The sequence below is a fragment of the Hylemonella sp. GW821-FHT12C09 genome, from assembly GCF_058807395.1.
In genome coordinates, this window is the sequence record NZ_JBXAQQ010000004.1 from 247,894 (window position 1) to 265,013 (window position 17,120).

General features: G+C 67.3%; 20 protein-coding genes. 14 read left to right on the forward strand and 6 right to left on the reverse strand.

The window, feature by feature from the left end:
• Positions 1-23: 23 nt before the first annotated feature.
• Positions 24-1,505: a cryptochrome/photolyase family protein gene (locus tag AC1RRP_RS09090; RefSeq protein WP_493035323.1), complete on the reverse strand. Its 1,482-nt coding sequence runs from the start codon at positions 1,503-1,505 to the stop codon at positions 24-26.
• A gap of 19 nt (positions 1,506-1,524) precedes the next feature.
• On the opposite strand from AC1RRP_RS09090, the gene AC1RRP_RS09095 reads away from it, so the two are divergent.
• The 6 genes from AC1RRP_RS09095 to AC1RRP_RS09120 are packed head-to-tail and all read left to right on the forward strand — an operon-like array spanning position 1,525 to position 6,080.
• Complete coding sequence (locus AC1RRP_RS09095) at positions 1,525-2,124, forward strand: YqgE/AlgH family protein (protein ID WP_493035325.1); 600 nt, start codon at positions 1,525-1,527, stop codon at positions 2,122-2,124.
• Complete coding sequence (ruvX, locus tag AC1RRP_RS09100) at positions 2,121-2,546, forward strand: Holliday junction resolvase RuvX (RefSeq protein WP_493035327.1); 426 nt, start codon at positions 2,121-2,123, stop codon at positions 2,544-2,546. The genes AC1RRP_RS09095 and ruvX overlap by 4 nt, the downstream gene beginning before the upstream one ends.
• A complete protein-coding gene (gene pyrR / locus AC1RRP_RS09105) occupies positions 2,543-3,040 on the forward strand; it encodes a bifunctional pyr operon transcriptional regulator/uracil phosphoribosyltransferase PyrR (protein ID WP_493035329.1) in 498 nt (165 codons plus the stop codon). The genes ruvX and pyrR overlap by 4 nt, the downstream gene beginning before the upstream one ends.
• A gap of 29 nt (positions 3,041-3,069) precedes the next feature.
• Positions 3,070-4,032 (forward strand): aspartate carbamoyltransferase catalytic subunit, encoded by a 963-nt coding sequence (locus AC1RRP_RS09110; RefSeq protein WP_493035331.1) that lies wholly within the window; start codon positions 3,070-3,072, stop codon positions 4,030-4,032.
• A gap of 1 nt (position 4,033) precedes the next feature.
• Entirely contained in the window at positions 4,034-5,329 is a 1,296-nt protein-coding gene (locus AC1RRP_RS09115; protein WP_493035333.1) for a dihydroorotase, read from the forward strand.
• Positions 5,301-6,080, forward strand: a complete 780-nt coding sequence (locus AC1RRP_RS09120; RefSeq protein WP_493035335.1) for a lysophospholipid acyltransferase family protein — start codon at positions 5,301-5,303, stop codon at positions 6,078-6,080. Before AC1RRP_RS09115 ends, AC1RRP_RS09120 begins: the two co-directional genes overlap by 29 nt.
• 4 nt (positions 6,081-6,084) lie before the next feature.
• On the opposite strand, the gene AC1RRP_RS09125 is transcribed toward AC1RRP_RS09120, so the two are convergent.
• The gene (locus tag AC1RRP_RS09125; protein ID WP_493035337.1) at positions 6,085-7,221 is read right to left on the reverse strand and encodes an ABC transporter ATP-binding protein; all 1,137 of its coding nucleotides are present in this window, start codon (positions 7,219-7,221) and stop codon (positions 6,085-6,087) included.
• 63 nt (positions 7,222-7,284) lie between these two features.
• On the opposite strand from AC1RRP_RS09125, the gene AC1RRP_RS09130 reads away from it, so the two are divergent.
• A complete protein-coding gene (locus AC1RRP_RS09130; RefSeq protein WP_493035339.1) occupies positions 7,285-8,916 on the forward strand; it encodes an ABC transporter permease in 1,632 nt (543 codons plus the stop codon).
• 72 nt (positions 8,917-8,988) lie between these two features.
• Entirely contained in the window at positions 8,989-9,372 is a 384-nt protein-coding gene (locus AC1RRP_RS09135) for an ArsR/SmtB family transcription factor (protein ID WP_493035341.1), read from the forward strand.
• Between the two features lie 39 nt (positions 9,373-9,411).
• On the opposite strand, the gene AC1RRP_RS09140 is transcribed toward AC1RRP_RS09135, so the two are convergent.
• The 4 genes from AC1RRP_RS09140 to AC1RRP_RS09155 form a co-directional block, all read right to left on the reverse strand.
• Complete coding sequence (locus AC1RRP_RS09140) at positions 9,412-9,849, reverse strand: DsrE family protein (RefSeq protein WP_493035343.1); 438 nt, start codon at positions 9,847-9,849, stop codon at positions 9,412-9,414.
• Between the two features lie 83 nt (positions 9,850-9,932).
• Positions 9,933-11,216, reverse strand: a complete 1,284-nt coding sequence (locus tag AC1RRP_RS09145; RefSeq protein WP_493035345.1) for an NAD(P)/FAD-dependent oxidoreductase — start codon at positions 11,214-11,216, stop codon at positions 9,933-9,935.
• 16 nt (positions 11,217-11,232) lie between these two features.
• A complete protein-coding gene (locus AC1RRP_RS09150) occupies positions 11,233-11,559 on the reverse strand; it encodes a c-type cytochrome (protein ID WP_493035347.1) in 327 nt (108 codons plus the stop codon).
• Between the two features lie 108 nt (positions 11,560-11,667).
• The gene (locus tag AC1RRP_RS09155) at positions 11,668-12,774 is read right to left on the reverse strand and encodes a YeeE/YedE family protein (protein WP_493035349.1); all 1,107 of its coding nucleotides are present in this window, start codon (positions 12,772-12,774) and stop codon (positions 11,668-11,670) included.
• 116 nt (positions 12,775-12,890) lie between these two features.
• On the opposite strand from AC1RRP_RS09155, the gene AC1RRP_RS09160 reads away from it, so the two are divergent.
• From AC1RRP_RS09160 to AC1RRP_RS09185, 6 genes are all read left to right on the forward strand, one after another.
• Positions 12,891-13,859, forward strand: coding sequence for an MBL fold metallo-hydrolase (locus tag AC1RRP_RS09160; protein WP_493035351.1), 969 nt, complete (start codon positions 12,891-12,893; stop codon positions 13,857-13,859).
• A complete protein-coding gene (locus tag AC1RRP_RS09165) occupies positions 13,856-14,326 on the forward strand; it encodes a thioredoxin fold domain-containing protein (protein WP_493035353.1) in 471 nt (156 codons plus the stop codon). Before AC1RRP_RS09160 ends, AC1RRP_RS09165 begins: the two co-directional genes overlap by 4 nt.
• 109 nt (positions 14,327-14,435) lie before the next feature.
• On the forward strand, positions 14,436-15,569 hold the full coding sequence (locus AC1RRP_RS09170; RefSeq protein ID WP_493035355.1) for a methyl-accepting chemotaxis protein: 1,134 nt from the start codon (positions 14,436-14,438) through the stop codon (positions 15,567-15,569).
• Between the two features lie 119 nt (positions 15,570-15,688).
• Positions 15,689-16,225: a YeeE/YedE thiosulfate transporter family protein gene (locus AC1RRP_RS09175; protein ID WP_493035357.1), complete on the forward strand. Its 537-nt coding sequence runs from the start codon at positions 15,689-15,691 to the stop codon at positions 16,223-16,225.
• Entirely contained in the window at positions 16,222-16,782 is a 561-nt protein-coding gene (locus AC1RRP_RS09180) for a YeeE/YedE thiosulfate transporter family protein (RefSeq protein WP_493035359.1), read from the forward strand. Before AC1RRP_RS09175 ends, AC1RRP_RS09180 begins: the two co-directional genes overlap by 4 nt.
• 25 nt (positions 16,783-16,807) lie before the next feature.
• Positions 16,808-17,119 carry a hypothetical protein gene (locus tag AC1RRP_RS09185; RefSeq protein ID WP_493035361.1) on the forward strand — a complete coding sequence of 104 codons (312 nt, stop codon included), beginning with the start codon at positions 16,808-16,810 and terminating at the stop codon, positions 17,117-17,119.
• The last annotated feature ends 1 nt before the right edge of the window (position 17,120 follow it).

Below are 17,120 nucleotides of genomic sequence, written 5' to 3' on the forward strand. Positions count from 1 at the left end.
CCTGCAGGCCGGGCCTGCAGGGTTCAGTCCTCTTTTTCTCCCGGCTTCTTGACCACCGCGTAACGCGCTAACGTGCGTGACCGCGCTTCATCGTGTGCGACCAGCGGCAGCGGGTAGCCGCTGCCCAGTGTCACGCCGGCGGCGGCCAGCTCGAGCGGGCTGGCCAGCCAGGGGGCATGCAGGGCCGCATCGGGCAGGGCGGCCAGCTGCGGCAGGTAACGACGGATGAAACGGCCCTGCGGGTCGAATTTCTTGCTCTGACTGATCGGGTTGAAGATGCGGAACCAGGGCTGGGCATCGCAGCCGCTGGAAGCCACCCACTGCCAGCCGCCGTTGTTGGCGGCCAGGTCGTAGTCATTGAGCTTTTCGGCAAAGTAGCGCTCGCCCCAGCGCCAGTCGATCCCCAGGTCCTTCACGAGGAAACTGCCAGCCACCATGCGCAGGCGGTTGTGCATGTAGCCGCTCTGGTTGATCTGAGCCATGGCGGCATCCACGATCGGGTACCCCGTGCGGCCCTCGCACCAGGCGGCGTAGAGCGCTTGGGCGTGGGCACCCTGCTCCCAGGCGATCGCGTCATAGGCTGGCTTGAAGGCCTGCGCCGCCACATGCGGAAAATTGGCCAGGATCTGGAAATAGAAATCGCGCCAGACCAGCTCGCTGAGCCAGGTGGCAGCCCCCGGGCTGCCGTCCAGGCTACGCTGCTGCGCCGTGGTCACCAGGCGGCGCAGCGAGACCGTGCCAAAACGCAGGTGCACGCCCAGGTAGCTCGGGCCCTTGAGGGCAGGGAAGTCGCGCGTGTCCTGGTACTGGTCCATGCGCTCAAGGAAATCCGTGTACAGCTGGCGGGCGCCGCTGCTGCCGGTGGGTATCCTGAGCTGGGCCAGGTTGCTGGGTTCGAAGCCAAGCTCGGCCAGGGTCGGCACGGGATGGCTCAGCGGCTGAGGCCGCGGGGCCAGGCCAGCGGCCAGCGGGGCGCAGTCGAACACCGGCAGTTGGGTGGCCTGCAGCCGCGCCAGCCAGGTCCGTTTGTAGGGCGTGAAGACCGTGTAGGGGGTGCCGCCGCCCGTGAGGATCTCGCGCCCCTCGAAGATCACATGGTCCTTGCAGGTGTGCAGGGCGATGCCCAGGCTGGCCAGGGTGCCGCGCACGCGCGCGTCGCGCGCCTGGGCCTGCGGCTCGTAGTCATGCGCAGCGTAGACGGCTTGCACGCCCAAAGCCCGGGCCAGGGCGGGCAGCGCGTCGTGGGCGTGGCCGTGCTGGACGATGAGGCCAGCTTCTTCCCGGCCGGCCAGGGCACGCAGGTCCGCATCCAGCTCGACCAGGCTGCTGCGGATGAACTCCACCCGGCGGTCGGCGCGCGGCAGCGGGTCGAGGATGTCGCGGTCGAAAATGAAGGCGCAATAGACCTGCCGGCACTGCTGCAGCGCCCGGTGGAGGGCGGCGTGGTCGTCCACCCGCAGATCACGATGGAACCAGACCAGGCCGGAATCGAAAGCTTTGCTCATGAAACGCTAAAATTGAAGAATGGCCAATGATTCTGCACCCATCAACCTCACGAATCATTTCCTGATCGCCATGCCCGGTCTGGCCGACGAGACTTTCGCCAAAAGTGTGGTCTACCTGTGCGAGCACAGCGAGCGGGGTGCGCTCGGTCTCATGATCAACAAGCCGACCGACATCAAGCTGCAAGGCCTGTTCGACAAGGTCGAACTGCCGTTGGGGCGCGCCGACCTCAAGGATGCCCCGGTCTTCCACGGGGGCCCGGTGCAGACCGAGCGCGGGTTTGTGCTGCACGAGGCCCTGCAGGAGCCGGTGGCCGAGAAGCCCGAGCCGGTCTACGCCTCCACCATGATGATCCCGGGCGGGCTGGAGATGACCACCTCGCGCGATGTGCTCGAAGCCTTGTCCACCGGTGCCGGTCCCAGTCGCGTGCTGGTCTCCCTGGGTTATTCGGCCTGGGGCCAGGGCCAGCTCGAATCGGAGATCGGCGAAAACAGCTGGCTCACAGTGCCTGCCGACCCGATCGTGATCTTCGAGACGCCGGTTGCACAGCGCTACGACAAGGCCCTCTTACTGCTGGGCCTGCAGTCCTGGATGCTCTCACCCGACGCGGGGCATGCATGAGCGCCCTGCATGCGCCTGTCGTGACGTCCGTACCCGCTGCACAGCAAAGCTTTCTCGCTCTGGATTTCGGTCTCAAGCGCACCGGCGTGGCCGTGGGCAACCGCATGCTGCGCCAGGCCCAGCCCCAGCCCACCATCCGGGCCGAGGGGGAGACGCGTTTCGAGCGCGTTGCCGAACGCATCAAGGAATGGCAGCCCGACGCCCTGGTCGTCGGTGTGCCTTTCCACCCTGATGGCGCGCCGCATGAAAATACGGCGCGGGCGCAGAAGTTTGCACGCCAGCTGCGCGGGCGTTTCGGCCTGCCGGTCTACGAAGTCGACGAACGCTACAGCACCACCGAGGCCCTGGCCGATGGCGCGGCCGACGCCGATGCGGGTGCGGCCTGCGTGATCCTGGAACAATTCTTGAGGAACCTGGAATGAGCGTACTCACCCTGGATGCCGAAGCCCTCTACGGCGAACTGCAACGCGGCGTGCGTGGCCTCTGCAACGCAGAAACCCGACTGGTCGGTGTGACCTCGGGTGGGGCCTGGCTGGCCGAGCGCCTGCAGCGTGAACTCAAGCTCGAGGGCGAGCACGGCACGATCTCCTCCGCCATGCACCGCGATGATTTCGCGCAGCGCGGCCTGGCCAGCGGCGGCCAGACCGTCCTGCCTTTCGACGTCAACGCCGCGCACATCGTCATCCTTGACGATGTGCTCTACACCGGGCGCACCATCCGCGCCGTCATCAACGAGCTGTTCGACTACGGCCGCCCGGCCTCGATCCAGCTGGCTGTGCTGGTCGACCGCGGTGGCCGCGAGCTGCCCATCCAGGCTGACTTTGCCGCGGCACGTGTCGCCTTGCCGCCCAACCAGCTGCTGGAACTGGCGCGCGATGCGGACGACCGCTTCCGCTTCCGGGTGGAGGCCGCCTGAGCGCGGCGACCGAACACAAGGCCCACACCATGCTCTACAAACGCAACCCCCAACTCAACAAGCACGGCGAGCTGATCCATCTGCTGTCCACCGAAGGGCTGCCGCGCGAGATCCTCACGCACATCCTCGACACGGCCGCCAACTTCGTCAGCGTCAGCGACCGCGAAGTGAAGAAGGTGCCGCTGCTGCGCGGCAAAAGCGTGTTCAACCTGTTCTTCGAGAACTCGACGCGCACGCGCACCACCTTCGAGATCGCGGCCACGCGGCTCTCGGCCGACGTGATCAACCTGGACATCGCGCGCTCCTCGGCGTCCAAGGGCGAGAGCCTGCTCGACACCATCGCCAACCTGAGCGCCATGGCGGCCGACCTCTTCGTCGTGCGCCACAGCGAGTCGGGCGCGCCCTACCTGATTGCCCAGCATGTGGCGCCGCACGTGCATGTGATCAACGCCGGCGACGGCCGCCACGCACACCCCACCCAGGGCCTGCTGGACATGTACACCATCCGGCACTACAAGAAGGATTTCAGCAACCTCACCGTGGCCATCGTCGGTGACGTGCTGCACTCGCGCGTGGCGCGCTCCGACATCCATGCGCTCACCACCCTGGGCTGCGCCGAAGTGCGCGTCGTCGGCCCCAAGACCCTGGTGCCATCCACCATGGCGCCCATGGGCGTGCGCGTCTGCCACACGCTGGAAGAAGGTATCAAGGGCGCCGACGTCATCATCATGCTGCGCCTGCAGAACGAGCGCATGAGCGGGGCCTTGCTGCCCTCCAGCCAGGAATACTTCAAGAGCTTTGGCCTGACGCCCGAGAAGCTGCAGCTGGCCAAGCCTGACGCCATCGTCATGCACCCGGGCCCGATCAATCGCGGCGTCGAGATCGATTCCAACGTGGTGGACGGCAAGCAGAGCGTGATCCTGCCGCAGGTCACCTTCGGTATCGCGGTGCGCATGGCGGTCATGAGCATCGTTGCAGGGAACGAGGCATAAGATGAAACTGTTGATCAAGGGCGGCCGCGTCATCGACCCCGCCAGCAATCGCGACGAGATCGCCGACGTGGCCATCGCCGCCGGACGCATCGTGGCCATCGGCAAGGTGCCGGTCGACTTCGCGCCCAACCGCGTGGTCGAGGCGGCGGGTTGCGTTGTCGCCCCGGGCCTGCTGGACCTGGCCGTGCGCCTGCGCGAGCCTGGCCATGAGCACGAGGGCATGCTCGAATCCGAAATGACCGCCGCGGTGGCCGGTGGTGTCACCGGCCTGGCCTGCCCGCCCGACACCGACCCCGTGCTCGACGAGCCGGGCCTGGTCGAGATGCTCAAGTTCCGCGCCGAGAAGCTGCACCAGGCGCGTGTCTTCCCCATCGGCGCGCTCACGCGCAGCCTGCAGGGGGAGATCCTGACCGAGATGGCCGAACTCACCGAATCCGGCTGTGTGGCCTTCAGCCAGGCCGACGTGCCCCTGGTCAACACCCAGATCCTGCAACGCGCCTTCCAGTACGCCAGCACCTTCGGTTACGCGGTCTGGCTGCGTCCGAACGACCACTACCTGGGTCAGGGCGTGGCCGCCAGCGGTGCGCTGGCCACGCGCCTGGGCCTGTCCGGTGTGCCGGTGGCGGCCGAGACCGTCGCCCTGCACACCATCTTCGAGCTGATGCGTGCCAGCGGTGCCCGCGTGCACCTGTGCCGCATCAGCAGCGCCGCCGGCCTGGCCTTGGTACGCCAGGCCAAGGACGCGGGCCTGCCGGTCACCTGTGACGTGAGCATCAACTCCCTGCACCTGACCGACAACGATATTGGCTACTTCGACAGCCGCATGCGACTCAATCCTCCGCTACGGCAGCAGGCGGACCGCGAAGCCCTGCGCGAAGGCCTGGCCGACGGCACCATCGACGCCCTGGTCTCCGACCACACGCCGGTGGACGAGGACGCCAAGATGCTGCCTTTCGCCGAAGCCGAACCCGGCGCTACCGGCGTCGAGCTGCTGCTCAGCCTGGCCCTCAAGTGGGGCCAGGAAAGTGGCGTAGGCCTCACACGCGCCCTGGCCGTTCTCACGAGCGAACCGGCGCGCGTGCTGGGCAGTGCCCTGGGCACGCTGCAGGCCAGCGCCGGCCACCTGGTGGTCGGGGGTGTGGCCGATGTTTGCGTGTTTGACCTGCAGACCGAGTGGACGGTCTTGCCCGAGGTCCTGCACAGCCAGGGCAAGCACACGCCTTTTGCCGGTTACGAGCTGCCCGCCCGCGTACGCTGCACCATCGTGGGTGGGCAGATTGCATACCAGGCAGCCTAAGGTTTCTGTCGGGCGTGCGCTCTGGCGGCTGCTGCGGGCCTGCACGCACATCGTTGCGGGCCTGCTGACAGTCCTGCTGCGTTTCCCGCGTCTCAGCCCCGAGCAACGCGAAATACGCGTGCAAGTCTGGTCGCGCGAGATGCTCGCGCGCCTGGGCATCAAGCTCGATGTGCAGGGCGACGCCACCTTGCCCGGCCCCTTGCTGCTGGTGGCCAACCATATCTCGTGGCTGGACATCACCTCGCTGCATGCCGCACGTTTCTGCCGTTTCGTTTCCAAGGCCGACGTCAAGGCCTGGCCGCTGATCGGTGCGCTGGCCAGCGGCGTGGGCACCTTGTTCATCGAGCGTGAGTCGAGGCGCGACGCCATGCGCGTGGTGCACCACATGGCCGACAGCCTGCGCGCGGGCGATGTGCTCGCCGTGTTTCCGGAGGGCACTACCGGCGAAGGCGTCGAGCTGCTGCCCTTCCACGCCAACCTGCTACAGGCGGCGATCGCCGCGGGCACGCCGGTGCAGCCGGTGGCCCTGCAGTTCATCGACACGCACAGCGGCGAGCGCAGCCTGGCACCCTGTTATGTGGGGGACGACACCTTGGTGGGTTCGGTCTGGCGCACGGTGCGTGCGCGTGGCATCACGGTGCGCATCGTCTTTGGCGAGTTGCAGAGTGCCCAGGGGCGCGAGCGCCGGACCTGGGCGGCCGGTCTGCGTGAGACCATCGTGCAATTGCGCCAGCAGCCCGCGCCGCGCTGAGACGTCAGCGCAAGTCCTCGCAGGCGATCGTCTGCCCGGAACAGGGTTTCTCGCACATCGCACCGCCGCGCAGCGCGCATGAGCGGTTGAAGGTCACCACATGGTCCACCTGGGGCCGGATGCCGATCCACTCGCCGATCCTGTGGTCGTGGTGGCTGGGCACATGGGCCAGCACGGTCTGGCCGCCGGCCAGGCGCAGGGTGTAGAGGAACTCCGAACCGCGGAAGGCCTTGCGCATGATCTCGGCCTTTACCGGCGCCTCATCGTCGTGCACGATGTCGTCGGCGCGCAGCAGCACGTCGCACTGGCCGCCTGCAAACGCGCAGGGCAGGGGGCATTCGGCCACATCGGTCAGCTCGCCCAGCGGTGTCTGCACCACGATCTGCTGGCCGACTTCGCGGATGGTCGCCGGCGCGAACACGCCGTGGCCGATGAAATCGGCGACGAAACGCGTGGCCGGGCGGTGGTAGAGCGTGTACGCGTCGTCCCACTGGTGCAACTGGCCCTGGTGCATCACGCCGATGGTGTCGCCGATGGCAAAGGCCTCCAACTGGTCGTGTGTGACGAACAGGGCCGTGGCCTGGGCCGCTTTCAGGATATTGCGCACCTCGTGAGCCAGGCGTTCGCGCAGCTCGACGTCGAGGTTGGAAAAGGGTTCGTCCAGCAACAGCAGTTGCGGGCGCGGGGCCAGCGCACGTGCAAGTGCCACGCGCTGCTGCTGGCCGCCCGAGAGCTCATGCGGGTAACGCGTTTCGCTGCCTTCCAGGCCCACCAGGGCCAGGACTTCCTGCACCCGGGCCGCGCGCTCGGCGCGCGGGAGGTGGGCGATGCCAAAGGCCACGTTGCGGCCCACGTCCAGGTGCGGGAACAGCGCGTAGTCCTGGAACACCATGCCGATGCGGCGCTCTTCCGGCGCCAGTTGCGTGCTGGCGCTGCCGACCACCTGGCCCGAGAGACGGATCTCGCCGCCGCTGACCGGCTCCAGCCCGGCTACGGCCCGCAGCAGGGTGGTCTTGCCGCAGCCCGAGGGACCGATCAGCACGCCGATGTCGCCGGCACGCAGGCCCAGCGACACGCCTTGTACCGCGGCCTGGACAGCGCCTGGGTAGCGGACGACGAGTTGTGCGACTTCGAGAAACATGATGGTTCATTGTAGATGCTTACAATTCTCATTACGCCTGCTCACCCTCTACGGATCCATTCCATGCCCCTGCGACGGCTCCGTCATCTCTTTCTGCTGCTCTTCACCGCCGCGCTCATGCTGCCCGTGCTGGCCCTGCTGGGGGCCTGGTGGCCCGGCGGTGCGCCCGGTGCGCAGGCCACGGACATCCTGCTGGAGATGGCGCGCACCGTCTTGCCCGACTACCTGGCTACCACCTTCTGGCTTTGCGTGCTGGTGACCGTGGGCGTGATCACGGTGGGCCTCTCTTCGGCCGCCGCGGTGACGCTGTTCGACTTCCCGGGCCGACGCTTTTTCGAATGGGCGCTGCTGCTGCCTCTGGCCATGCCGGCCTATGTGGTGGCCTATGCCTACACCGACTTCCTGCAGTACAGCGGCCCATTGCAGACCTGGCTGCGTGCGATCACCGGCCTGCAGGGGCGGGTCTTTCCCGAAATCCGCAACACCGCCGGCGCGGCCTGGGTGCTGACCTTTGCGCTGTATCCCTACGTCTACCTGCTGGCGCGTACGGCCCTGGCCGAGCGTGCCAGCCATCTCATGGAAGCCGCGCGCCTGCTTGGCGCGCCGCTGTCGCGCCGTATCCGCGAAGTGGCGCTGCCGCTGGCGCGCCCGGCCGTGGCTGCCGGTGTGGCGCTGGCCCTGATGGAGGCGCTGGCCGATTTCGGCGTGGCCAGCTACTTCGGCATCCAGACCTTCACGGCCGGCATCTACAAGGCCTGGCTGGCCATGGACAACCGCATCGCGGCCGCCCAGCTGGCCACGCTGCTGCTGGCGCTGGTGGCCTTGCTGCTGTGGCTGGAGCACCGCTCGCGCCAGCGCCTGCGCTTCGTCAGTTCGCGCACCGCACGCCAGGCCGGGGCCGAGGCGCGGCCGGTGCCGTTGCGTGGCCTGCGTCTGGCGGCCGCCTGGCTCGTGTGCGGTCTGCCGCTGCTGATGGGCTTTGTGGCGCCGGTGCTCTTCATGTTCCGTCCGCTGCTGGCGGACTGGGGGGAATTGCCCTGGGATCGTTTCCTGGGCTGGGCCGGCAACAGCGTGCGCCTGGGGCTGCTCAGTGCCGTGCTGGCCGTGGCGCTGGCCCTGCTGCTGGCCTATGCCCTGCGCCGCCTGCCCGACCTGCTGACGCGTGCCGTGGTCTGGCTGGCCGGCCTGGGTTATGCGGTGCCGGGCGCGGTGATTGTCGTGGGCCTGCTGCTGCCCGTGGGCTGGGTGCAGGCCCGCTGGCCCGAGGCCGGCGCGGCCTACTGGGTCACGGCCACCTCGCTGGGCCTGGTCTGGGCCTATCTGGTGCGTTTCGTCGCCGTGGCCCTGCAGTCGGTCCAAAGCGGTTACGCGCGCATCCCGGCCAGCCTGGACGACAGCGCGCGCATGCTGGGCAGCGGCAGCTGGGGCCTGCTCGCCCGGGTGCACTGGCCGCTGCTGCGCCGCTCGGTGGTGGCGGCCACGCTGCTGGTCTTCGTGGATGTGATGAAGGAGTTGCCCGCCACCCTGGTGCTGCGGCCCTTCGACAGCGACACCCTGGCCGTGGTGGCCTACCAGCTGGCGCGCGACGAGCGCCTGGGCGAGGCCGCGCTGCCTTCGCTGGCCCTGGTGCTGGTGGGCTTGATCCCGGTACTGTTGCTCAGCCGCACATTGCGGGGGCGTCATGATCCGAAATAGGCGGGGCCCACCTATTCATCAGGGGGCTGTTGTATAAAATGAGAATGTTCTTATATTAGGATTCGCCACGTCATGAGCAAGCGTTCCATCCAGGCGACCCCGTCCACCGTGACCGAACCAGACCAGGTTTTCGAACTGGCTGCGGAGGTTTTTCGTGTCATGTCGGCGCCCATGCGGCTCAAGATCATCAGCCACCTCTGCGATGGCGAGCGCAATGTGAGCTATCTGCTGAGCAAGATCGACACCACCCAGCCCAATATGTCGCAGCACCTGACCACGCTGTACCAGGCCGGCGTGCTGGGCAAGCGTCGCGAGGGCGTGCAGATCTACTACCGCATCATCGACGACCGCGTTTCATCGCTGTGCCGTGCGGTCTGCACCCAGATCGCCATGGATGCGAATTTCGATTCCCCTATGGCCGAGCCCTCGGCCGCCGCCGCTTCAACGAGCCACTGAATCGCGGCCAGGGCGCAAGGCCCTGGCCAGTCCCTGGGCTCAGGGCTTCAGGTAGACGTAACCTTCTTGCGCTTGCAGACGCGCCACCTCGGCCACGCCCGAGGGCACGATCTTGGTTTCCATCAACAGGCGGTCCGGGTTGATGTTGCGCACCGTCAGCGTGTTGTTGCAGACGCGGAACTCGACACCCTGGCCGGCCAGGTCGCTGACGGCGCCGCTGAACTCGCGGCCCTGGCTGTCCTTGGCATCCTGCAGCAGGAAGTTGATGCCCGCGCCGTGCGTGACCACCACGATCTTGGCCTTGGGGTCCGCGCTCAGGTGGTTGCGGATGTTGTTCAGGATGGCCGGCACGGTGTTCACGTCGGTGTTGATGTGGTACACGGCCTTGACCTGTGGGGCGGCCTGGGCCTGGGCGGCGCCTTGCAGGCCGAACAGACCGGCCAGACCCAGCAGCAGGGGGGTGATGAATTTGTACATGAGCAACTCCTGAATTCGTTGGCAAGGAAAAGCCGGCCAGCGCCGGCATGAGGGGGCCCGGTGTGCCACCGGGCCCGGCAGTGTCAAAGCAGTGTATCCGCCCAGATGTTCTGCGCCCAGTTCATGGCGTAGATACCCTCGAGCTCGTTGGGGGCGCTGGATACGCCACCCGAACCGGGAACGGTCTTGAAGGTCTTTTCCTCGGCAACGTACTGGTGGACCGAGGCCACGTGCACCACCAGCTTGTCATTGACGAAGCTGTAGCAGGTGTTGGTCAGCAAAGGCTGCGGGTTCACCTCCAGGCCCGAGAGCTGGGCCACCACGGCCGCGGCCACCACCTTGCCGTGCGAGTTGGCCATGTGGCCGGACTTGGGCATGGCCGGTGCGGCGAGCACCGAGTCGCCGATGACGTGGACGTCCTTGGCAGCGGTGGACTCGAAGGTCTGGTAGTTCACGTTGCACCAGCGGGCGTTCGCGTTGGCCAGGCCCGACTGCATGGCGATCAGGCCCGCGCTCATGTCCGGCAGCACGTTGAGCACATCGGCTTTCACGTCATCGGAGGTCTCGAACTTGACGGTCTTCGTTTTCGCATCCACGGCGATGGCCTTGTGGTTGCCGCGGAACTCCAGCATGCCGGCATAGTTCTCGGCCCAGAACTTCTTGAACAGCGGGCCCTTGGAGGTGACGTCCGGGTTGGCGTCCAGGATCAGCACCTTGGATTTCGGCTTGGCCTTCTTGAAGTAGCTGGCCACCTGGCTGGCGCGCTCGTAGGGGCCGGGCGGGCAGCGGTAGGGCGCCAGCGGGACCGTGATGGCGTAGACGCCGCCATCGGGCATGGCTTCGAGCTGGCGGCGCAGGGCGGCGGTCTCGGGGCCGGCCTTCCAGGCCTGCAGGATCTGGCCCGCGGCGCTGGCGTCCTTCAGGCCGGCGATGCTGCCCCACATCATGTCGACGCCGGGCGAGACGATCAGCTTGTCGTAGCCGAGGGTGGCGCCGCCGGCCAGGGTCACCGTCTTCTTGCTGCGGTCGATGTCCGTGACACGGTCGCGCGCGTGGATCACGCCATGCTTGCTCTTGAGGTTGTCATAGGGCGTGGTGATGTCGCCCATGGTCTTGGAGCCGCCGATCACCAGGTTGGAGATCGGGCAGGAGATGAAGCTGTCGTTGGGCTCCACCAGCACCACGTCGATCTGGTAGTTGGAGAGCATGCGCACGTATTTGGCGGCGGTGGCGCCACCGTAGCCGCCGCCGATCACCACCACCTTGGCCTTGGCGGGCAGGGGGGCGGTGCTGGCGCAACCCACCATGGAGAGGGAACCCACGGTGCCGAGGGCCAGCGAAGCTTGTACAAAACTGCGTCGTTTCATGGTTCTGGTCTCCTGCTCAGCGCTTGAGGGTCGAGAAATAGGTGGAGACGGTCTCGATCTGCTGGTCGGTCAGTCCCTTGCTCAGCTGGTGCATCACGGTGGCCGGACGCGTGCCTTCGCGGAAGGCTTTCATCTGCGCCACCATGTATTCACGCGGCATACCGGCCAGCGAGGGGATGGCCGAACCTTCGGTGGTGCGGCCCTCGGTGCCGTGGCAGTTGGCGCAGGTGGCGGCCAGCGCCCGCTGGTGCAGCTTGACGGTGTCCTGCGGTGTGGCAGCGGTGGCGCTGCCGGCGTAGCTGCCCAGCAGCAGCAGGGCCGCCAGGAATGGAGTGAATCGCATGAAGTGCTCCTCTGACTGAAGAAATATCAATGACGACTAATTTAGCGAGTCGCCGGCTTGATTATCCCGGGTGTTTACCCTCAGAGACCCACGAGCCGCATGCAGATTTCAGGGCGCCTTCATATTGGCCTGCGTGCCGGTCACCCGTTCGCTGGTCTGGTGCGTGGTGCTCTGGCTGTCCATCAACCGGTCGGTGAGGCCGGCACCGGCCCACATGCCGATCAGCGCCAGCCAGGCGGTGAGGGCGAACACCGAGCCGCCTGTCATGCCCGCGCCGACGGCGCAGCCGCCGGCCAGCATGGAGCCGAAGCCCATCAGGATGGCACCTGCGATGTAACGGCGCATGCTGTAGCCATCCTTGAAACCTTCGAGCTTGAACTCCCGGCCCACCAGGGCGCCGATGAAGGAGCCGGCAAACACGCCGGGCAGCAGGCCGAAGTCGAAGCCGATGTGCGGCGCTGGCGCGGACAGCACGCGCATCAACCATTCGGCCGAGGGCCCGCTGAAGGTCAGGCCCTGCACCTGCACCACGCCGAAGCTGTTGGACGAGATCAGGTAGGTGTACCACCAGCCCGCGGCCACGGCCAGGCCGGTGCCGATGCCGCCCACCCATTTCCACAGGCCCCAGCCGCTACGGATGGCGAAGTAGAGCGCGGCGGCAAACCACAGCAGGCCGAAGGCCAGGCCGCCCCAGTGGCCGATGCCGGTGAGGGCCAGCAGGTCGCGGGGCGGCCCGCCTTCCACCGTCCACCAGCCGCTGATCTGCAGACGCAGCGGCGCGAGTGCGCCCGACAGCGCGGCCTGGGCCGTGACGGCGAAAATCAGGCCCGAGAGCAGCGCGCGCAGGTTGCCGTTGGCCGACAGCACCAGCAGGCGGCTGGCGCAGCCGCGCGTCATGATCATGCCGGCACCGAACAGCAGGCCGCCGATCAGCGCGCCCGACAGGCTGCCGCGCGCGGCGATCTGGCGTGCCGTGCTGGTGTCCAGCGCGTGCAGCACGATCAGCCCCTGCACCAGCACCACCGCCGTGGAGAAGGCCAGCAGCCAGACCGAGAGCTTTTCGCCGAACTTGCGGTGCCAGAACTCGATGGTGGCGGCGCGCAGGCAGAACTTGGAGCGCTGGGCGAAAAAGCCGAACAGCACGCCGATCACGCCGCCGCCGATGGCGAGCGCCAGGCTTTCGCCATGCTGCTCAAGAAGGGTTGCCAGGTTCATGAAGCTGCATCATAATTTAGTAAATGCTTATATTGGATGCTAAACATAATTGCATCCTAGCGGCTTGACCCATCTCAAAGCAAGGGCAGGGCCTGCAGCCCCGTTTTGGAGTTCGAATGCGTACGTGTGCAATGGATGCGGCCCGCCGGGCGGCGAGGCTGATGGCGGCCGCGCTGGCCTTGTCGCTGGCAACCGGGGTCCGGGCCGAGGGGCCGGCCATGGTGGCGCAGCAGGTGTCGCCCTCGGCCTGGTATGTCGAAGGCGTCTCGGCCCTGGGCTCACCCGACAACCAGAACTTCATTTCCAACGCGGCTTTCGTGGTGACGCCGGCCGGCGTGGTCGTGATCGACGCGCTGGGCTCGCCGGCTCTGGCCGAGCGGCTGCTGGCCGAGATCCGCAAAGTCACCCCCCGGCCCGTCACGCATGTGATCGTCACCCACTACCACGCTGACCACATCTATGGCCTGCAGGCCTTCAAGGCCCAGGGTGCGCGCATCATCGCCCATGGCGCGGCCAGGGAGTACATGAATTCCGAAACCGCCCGCCTGCGGCTGGAGGCGTCGCGTGTCGAGCTGGCCCCCTGGGTCAACGACGAGACCCGACTGGTCGAGGCCGACGAGTGGCTGGCGGGCGACAAGACGCTGACAATCGGCGGTGTGGAGTTCCAGATCAGGATCGTCGGTCCTTCGCACACCCCGGAAGACCTGGTTGTCTACCTGCCCGGCGAGAAGGTGCTGTTCGCCGGGGACCTGGTGTTCCGCAGCCGCATTCCCTATGTAGGCAAGGCCGACAGCCGGCACTGGATCCTCGCGCTGGAAAAGCTGCTGACCTTCGATGCCGGCGTCATCGTACCCGGGCACGGCCCGCTCTCGCACGAGGCGCGCAAGGACATGCAGCTCACGCGTGACTACCTGCGTTATCTGCGTGCCAGCATGGGCAAGGCTGCGGCCAACCTGGAGCCCTTCGAGGAGGCCTACAAGAACACCGACTGGAGCGAGTTCGAGCACCTGCCCCTGTTCCGCGTGGCCAACCGCATGAACGCCTACAACACCTACCTGCTGCTGGAGCAGGAGGGCGACAAATGAAGCGCCCGGGTTTCGCACGGCGCGACCTGCTGCTGGCGGCGGCCGCACTGCCGCTGGCCCTGGGCACGGCGCAGGCGGCCGAGTTGCCGGCGGCGCACAACCTCAAGGATGAGCTGGCCTCTGCGCTGGCCCGGCGGGAGCCGCTGGTGGTCATGGTGAGCCTGGAGGGCTGCCCCTTCTGCAAGATTGCGCGCAACAACTACCTGGCGCCGATGCACGAGCAGGAAGGCCTGCACGTGGCGCAGGTGGACATGCGCAGCCGCACCCGGGTGCTGGATTTCAGCGGCAAGGCCGTGACACACGACGACCTGGTGCGGTTATGGAAGATCCGCATCGCCCCCACCGTGCTGTTCTTCGGGCGAGATGGTGCCGAGGTGGCCGAGCGCCTGGTGGGCGGCTACATCCCCGACTTCTACGGCGCCTACCTCGACCAGCGCCTGGCGCAGGCGCGCGGCAGTCTCAAATAAGCCTCAGGATTGCCGATGGCCCCGGGATGGGGATACGGTTGACACTGCGGCCATCGGCCGCCCCTTGCATGGCCGCTGCCGGCATGGTTCAGGGCTCACGAGAACAGACATGAATTACACCCAGAAACTGACACTCTCCATGATTGTTCCCACGGTCATGGTGGGCGGTGCCGGCTCCACCGTGGTGATCGGTGCGGCCTGGCTGCAGCAGCAGTCGCAGCTCGTGCATGCCCAGACCATGGTGGGTTACCTGCAGGTCGGCGCCTGGCTCACAGGCCTGCTGACCTTGCTGTGCGTGGCAGTCTGCGTCGGCTTCACGGTCTGGATCCGGCGTACCGCGCGGGCCGTGCTGGGTGGTGAGCCCACCGATGCGCAGCACACCCTGGCCCAGTTGGCCGGCGGCAACCTGACCCAGGCCGACCAGCAGGCCCCGACTGGCAGCCTGCTGGATTCGGTGCAGCGCCTCACCGGCGTGCTGCGCGAGACGTTGGGTGACATCCGCCACTCCACCCAGGGGGTGGCCGTGGCGTCGAGCGAGATCGCGGCGGGCAACGAGGACCTGAGCAACCGCACCGAACAGGCGGCCGGCAATCTGCAGCGTATCGCTTCCAGCCTGGACGAGTTGACCCGCACCGTGCGCCATACCGCGGAGGCGGCCAGCCAAGCCAACCAGCTGGCCGGCAGCGCGGCCGAGGTTGCGGAGCGCGGTGGCGCCGTGGTGGGCCAGGTGGTGCAGACCATGGAGGACATCCACGACAGCTCGCAGCGCATCCACGACATCATCGGCGTCATCGACAGCATCGCCTTCCAGACCAATATCCTGGCGCTCAATGCCGCGGTGGAAGCGGCCCGTGCCGGCGAGCAGGGGCGCGGCTTCGCGGTCGTGGCCGCCGAGGTGCGCCATCTGGCCAGCCGCAGCGCCGAAGCGGCCCGTGAAATCAAGACGCTCATCGGCGACTCGGTCGACAAGGTCGAATCCGGGTCCCGCCTGGTGCAAGAGGCCGGCAGCACCATGCAGGAGATCGTCGAAGCCGTGCAACGCGTCAGCGGCGTGATCCACGAGATCACCACCGATGCGGCCGGTCAGTCTACCGGCATCGTCTCGGTCAACGAAGCCGTGAACCAGCTCGACCAGATGACGCAGCAGAATGCCGCGCTGGTCGAGCAGTCGGCCGCCGCGGCCGCCAGCCTCAAGGACCAGGCCCAGCGGCTCGAACAGGCGGTGCAGACCTTCCGGCTCTGAGCCCGTTCGGGCAGGGCGTGCCCGGCTGGCTTTTTGGCCGAATCCTTCTATACTTCTCGCTTTGTTTATGCCCCCTAGGGTATATTTGCGTCCATTCGTTTGAAGATCGAGGAGAGCCGGTGGAAATTTCCAATGCATGTGAACTGCCGGGCAGCAAGCCCTACTGGCCGGCCTGGCTGGCCGCGCTCGCGCTGGGTGTGGTGCTGCTGCTGACCTTCATCCTGACCGGCCATGGCCTGGGCGCCACCGGTTTCACCACCCGCCTGACGGCCTGGCTGGGCGACATCGCCGCGCCGCAGTGGACGCTGGCGAACGACTATCTTGGCCCCCTGGTCGAAGACGGCGCCGTGCTGTCCTCGTGGATCAGCTGGCAGGTGCTGGGGGTCTTCCTCGGCGCACTGGTCTCGGCCTGGCTGGCTGGCCGTCTGGCCTGGCGCATCGAGGGCGCTGCCAATGCCGGCCGTACCGGCCGCCTGCTCAAGGCGCTGGCCGGTGGCATCCTGGCCGGCATCGGTGCGCGCATCGCCGCCGGTTGCACCAGCGGTGTCGGCCTGTCGGGCGCGGCCGTGCTCAGCGTGGCCGGTTTCGTTTTCCTCGGCGCCTTTTTTGCCGCCGGCCTGATCGCCGCGCGTCTGAGCGGTGGAGGTGTCAAATGATCGAGACCTTCATTGCCATCCTGCTGGGCTTCGGTTTCGGTTTCGTGCTGGAGCGCGCCGGTTTCGGCAGCGGCTGCAAGCTCACTGCCCAGTTTCGTCTGACCGACTGGTCGGTCTTCAAGGTCATGTTTGGCGCCATCGTCTTCACGGCGGTCGGCCTCTACGTGCTGGAGCTGGCCGGCCTGGTGGAAGCCGCAGGCATCTACGTGCCCATCCCCTATCTGTGGGCCATCGCCGCCGGCGGCGCGCTGATCGGCGCCGGTTTTGCCGTGGGTGGCTATTGCCCCGGCACCTCGGCCGTGGGCCTGATGACGGGCCGTCTGGACGCGCTGGTGTTCTTCGTCGGCCTGTTCATCGGCACCTTCATCTTTGCCGGTTTCTTCCCGCAGTTCGATGCGCTCACAACCGCCGGTGAGTTCACCAAGGGGGACCGTCTGCCCGAAGCGCTGGGTGTGCCCGAGTGGCTCGTGCTGGCCGCCATGGTGGGCGCGGCCATCGGCGTGTTCGTCCTCGGCGGCTGGTTCGAACGCCGCGCGCGTGCGGCCGGCCAGGTCTGAACGAATTTCTTCAGGAGAACTTTCCATGAAACATCCCCGCAACACCCTGGCCCCGTTGGTCTCGGCCCTGGCCCTCGCCCTGGGGGCCGTGCCGGTTGCCGCCGTGGCGCAGTCGGCCGACACCCCGGCGCGTGCCGCCAATCCATGCGCGGGCAACCCCTGTGCCGGCAGCAAACGCCGCAGCCGCGCCGACAACCCCTGCAGTGGCAATCCCTGCGCCGGCTCCAAGCGCCGCAGCCGTGCCGACAACCCGTGCGCGGGCAACCCCTGTGCCGGCAAGAGCCGCCGCCGCAGTGGTGACGACAGCGCGCCCGAGACCGGCAAGAAGAGCCGCTGAG